The 3,251-nt window shown below is 68.9% G+C and carries 3 protein-coding genes; all 3 read left to right on the top strand.

The window, feature by feature from the left end; translation table 11 throughout:
- On the top strand, positions 1 to 273 hold a 273-nt coding region (locus FVW20_RS10505), incomplete at its 5' end, for a PAS domain-containing protein (RefSeq protein ID WP_196609466.1).
- A gap of 241 nt (positions 274 to 514) precedes the next feature.
- A complete protein-coding gene (locus FVW20_RS10500; RefSeq protein ID WP_307831487.1) occupies positions 515 to 1,480 on the top strand; it encodes a substrate-binding periplasmic protein in 966 nt (321 codons plus the stop codon).
- Positions 1,481 to 2,049: 569 nt separating this feature from the next.
- On the top strand, positions 2,050 to 3,251 hold a 1,202-nt coding region (locus tag FVW20_RS10495; RefSeq protein WP_196609465.1), incomplete at its 3' end, for an HlyD family secretion protein.

Genomic DNA, 3,251 nt, shown 5'->3' with positions numbered 1-3,251 from the left:
GGCAGCGCCGCAGGGAATGGCGCCGGAACGGCTGGCGGCGATGCGGGCGACACCGGGAACGCCGGGTTTTCCGCATTGCTGGCGGCCCGCGCTCAGGGCAAGGCGTGGAGCGGACAAGCCCGGCTGCGGCGCGGCGACGGCAGGTCGTTCGACGCGGAATGCCGTCTGGCCCCTTTGCGCGCTGGCGCTGGCGCGGTGACCCACTTCGTGTGCACCATAGAGGACATCAGCGGGAGGCTGCTGTTGCAGGCGCGAGTGTCGCAGGTCCAGTAGCAGTCGGCGCGGCAGTCGTCGGCCCGGAAAGTGGAGTTCCCGGGGGCGTTGGCCCCGGAATCGCTCCGGAAGGGGGCACGCATCCGCGCCCCTTTTGCATCGTCAGGGGCAAGGCGCCGGCCAAGGGTCGCGCGGCCTTGCTTGGGCGGGTTCGGACAGGTCCGTAGGGCATGCATTGGGCTGAACGCGTCAGGAACAGCCCGAACAGGCAGCAACCGGGGGCAGGGAAAGGAGCAGGGGCGTGCAGTGTGATGGGTTCCGCATGGCATGGCCGTGGCCCGTGCCCGACTGCCAAGACCGGTGTGCCGGGCGCGGCCTGGTGCGCCTGACGGCATGCCTTGTCGCCTACCTGCTCCTGTCTCTGTCGTTGGCGGCGGTGGCCGCACAAACGAACGTGTTTCCGGCAGACTCGCTTCCGGCGGGCCAGATTGCGGCGCCCCAGGCACGACAGATTTCCGCACAGACGGGGCAGGTGGGACGGCCCGATGCTTCCGGGTTGATTTTCGTCACCCAGCAGTACCCGCCGTTCAACTACCTGGAACGCGACGGCGACACGGATCGGGTGGCCGGGCCCGTGGCCGAGATCGTCGCCATGGCCTGCGAACGCATGGGCGTGGGCTGCACCTTTCGGCTGCTGCCCTGGGCGCGTGCGCAGCAGGAGGTGCGCACCGGCACCGCGGACGGCATCTTCACCATCGGGTTTGTGCCGGATCGCCAGCAGTGGCTGCATTTTTGCCCGCCGCTGTTGCGCGCCGAATACGGCTTTTTCGTGCGCACGGAAAACCCCCTGCGCTACGTCACCCCCCGCGATGTGTCGGGCTACCGGGTAGGCGTGTACGGCCCTTCGCTGACGGCGGACATCCTGGAGCAGTTGGCGCGACAGGCGCCCATGACGGTGGACGTGGCGACCGATAATGATGCCGGGTTCCTCAAACTGGCACAGGGCCGCATCGACGCGGTGTTCTCCGGCCGCGAGAACGGCCTTGCCACCATCGCGCAGCTGCGCATCGCCAACCTGCGCTATGCGGGCTGGCACAACCGGGTGGACTATACGGTGGCCCTTTCGCGCCGCACCGCGCCGGAAGTGGTGGAAGCCTTCGAGACCGCGTTGCGCGCGTTGCACCGGGAGGGGGAACTGCAACGGTGCCTTGCCCGGTACGGGTTGCAATCCGCCTATCCCGATGTGCAGGGCGGCAAGGGCAGGTAGCAGGCAGGACGAGCCGCACGGTGAAGCCACCCAATGCACCTCTAGTGCTTTCGGATACCCCGCGATGTGTTTTGATGCCGCCTGATGCGCACCCGGCTGCCGTTTCTGGTTGAAATATCCGTTGCTGCCACCGCCCGCCCTTCCGAGGCGGGAGTGCGCGGGTTCGTGGAAGTGGGCCTGTCCGTTGCAGTGCGCCGGTCCGTGAGGCTGCGACAATTCGTGAGGCTGCGACAATCCGTTGCCGCCGTGTCGCGCCGTGCATCCATCCGCTGCGCCGCGTCACGCCGGGATACGCGCAGGCGATCACCCCCGACCGTGCAGGTGGGCACTTGCGGGACCGGCATTGCCTGGTTGCGCCCCCGGCACGGCATGCGCTATGCATTGCCGTTCCCGAAAGCGGCAATTCCGACGCCACCTCCGGGGGGCCTTTCCCTGAATGAACAGGGCCCCGGCGGTCCGGCATGTTCCGTTTCGACCCCACGACCGGATCCCGGCTGTTCCGCGCGTGCGCATGGCCGGTTTTCCCACACGCACACCACGCGTTCGCGCGTGCCACACGGCGATACGGCATGAACAGCAAGAAGCGCATCCTCGGCATACTGCTTGGCGTCATGGTTCTGGCGGCGGGCATCTGGTACTGGCATGGCCTCGGCAAGGTGGAAACCGACGATGCCCAGGTAGACGGGCGCATCTTCATGGTTTCGCCGCGTGTGGCGGGCTACGTGGTGGACGTGCCCGTGGAGGACAACCAGTTCGTCAAGGAAGGCGAGGTGCTGGCCCGGCTGGACCCCACCGAATACGAGGTGGCCGTGGCCGAAGCGCGCGCACAGCTTGCCGCATTGCAGCGGGGCGTGCCGCTGGAGCTTTCGCAGACCGTGCACCGGGTGACCGGCGCCCAGGCCGTGGAAGAGGCCACCAAGCGCCGCGCCGCCCAGGCCCGCGACGAAGAGGACGCCGCCCGCTACGAAATGGAGCGCCTGTCCACCGAGCAGGCCCAGGCCGCCCTGGACCGGCGCCGTCTGGAGTCGCTGGTGGGGCAGGGCGCCGTTTCGAGAGAGGCGGCGGACCGTGCCCGTTCCACCGACGATGCCGCCAAGGCCCGGCTGGAATCGTCCCGCGCCAAGCTGGAAGCCGCCAGCAAGGCCCGCGCGGCGGCGGAAGCCGAAATGCGCCGCGTGCGCGCAGAGGTGGACCTGGCCGGAACCGGTCAGGTGGTGGCGGAAATCCGCGCCCGCCAGGTGGAGGCCCAGCAGGCCAAGGTGCGCCAGGCCGAGCTGAACCTGGAATGGACCACCGTGCGCGCCCCCGTGGACGGCTACGTGACCAAGAAGAACGTGGAGCCGGGCCGCATGGTCACGCGCGGGCAGCCGATCATGGCCGTGGTGCCCATGTCGCCCGACCACCTGTGGGTGACGGCCAACTTCAAGGAAACCGAGCTTACCGACGTGAAGCCCGGCCAGCCTTGCGAAATCCGCGTGGACACCTATCCCGGCCTGGTGCTGAAGGGGCAGGTGGAATCGATCATGGCGGGCACCGGCGCGGCCTTTTCGCTGTTTCCGCCCCAGAATGCCTCGGGCAACTTCGTCAAGGTGGTGCAGCGCATACCCGTGCGGCTGCGCCTGACCGACTACGACCCCGCCACCATGCCGTCCCTGCGGGTGGGCATGAGCGTGGTGCCGGTGATCTTTACCAGCAGGGGCGTATCCGATGTGCCCCCGCGCGCCGCCGGGCCGGAAGGCGCCGCGGTGCGCGCCGAAGGGGCGGGCGCCAG

This window comes from Nitratidesulfovibrio oxamicus (assembly GCF_015731765.1).
GTDB classification, from domain to species: Bacteria; Desulfobacterota; Desulfovibrionia; order Desulfovibrionales; family Desulfovibrionaceae; genus Cupidesulfovibrio; species Cupidesulfovibrio oxamicus.
The sequence above is the reverse complement of the archived record's forward strand: the minus strand, read 5'-3'. Positions and strand labels throughout refer to the sequence as shown.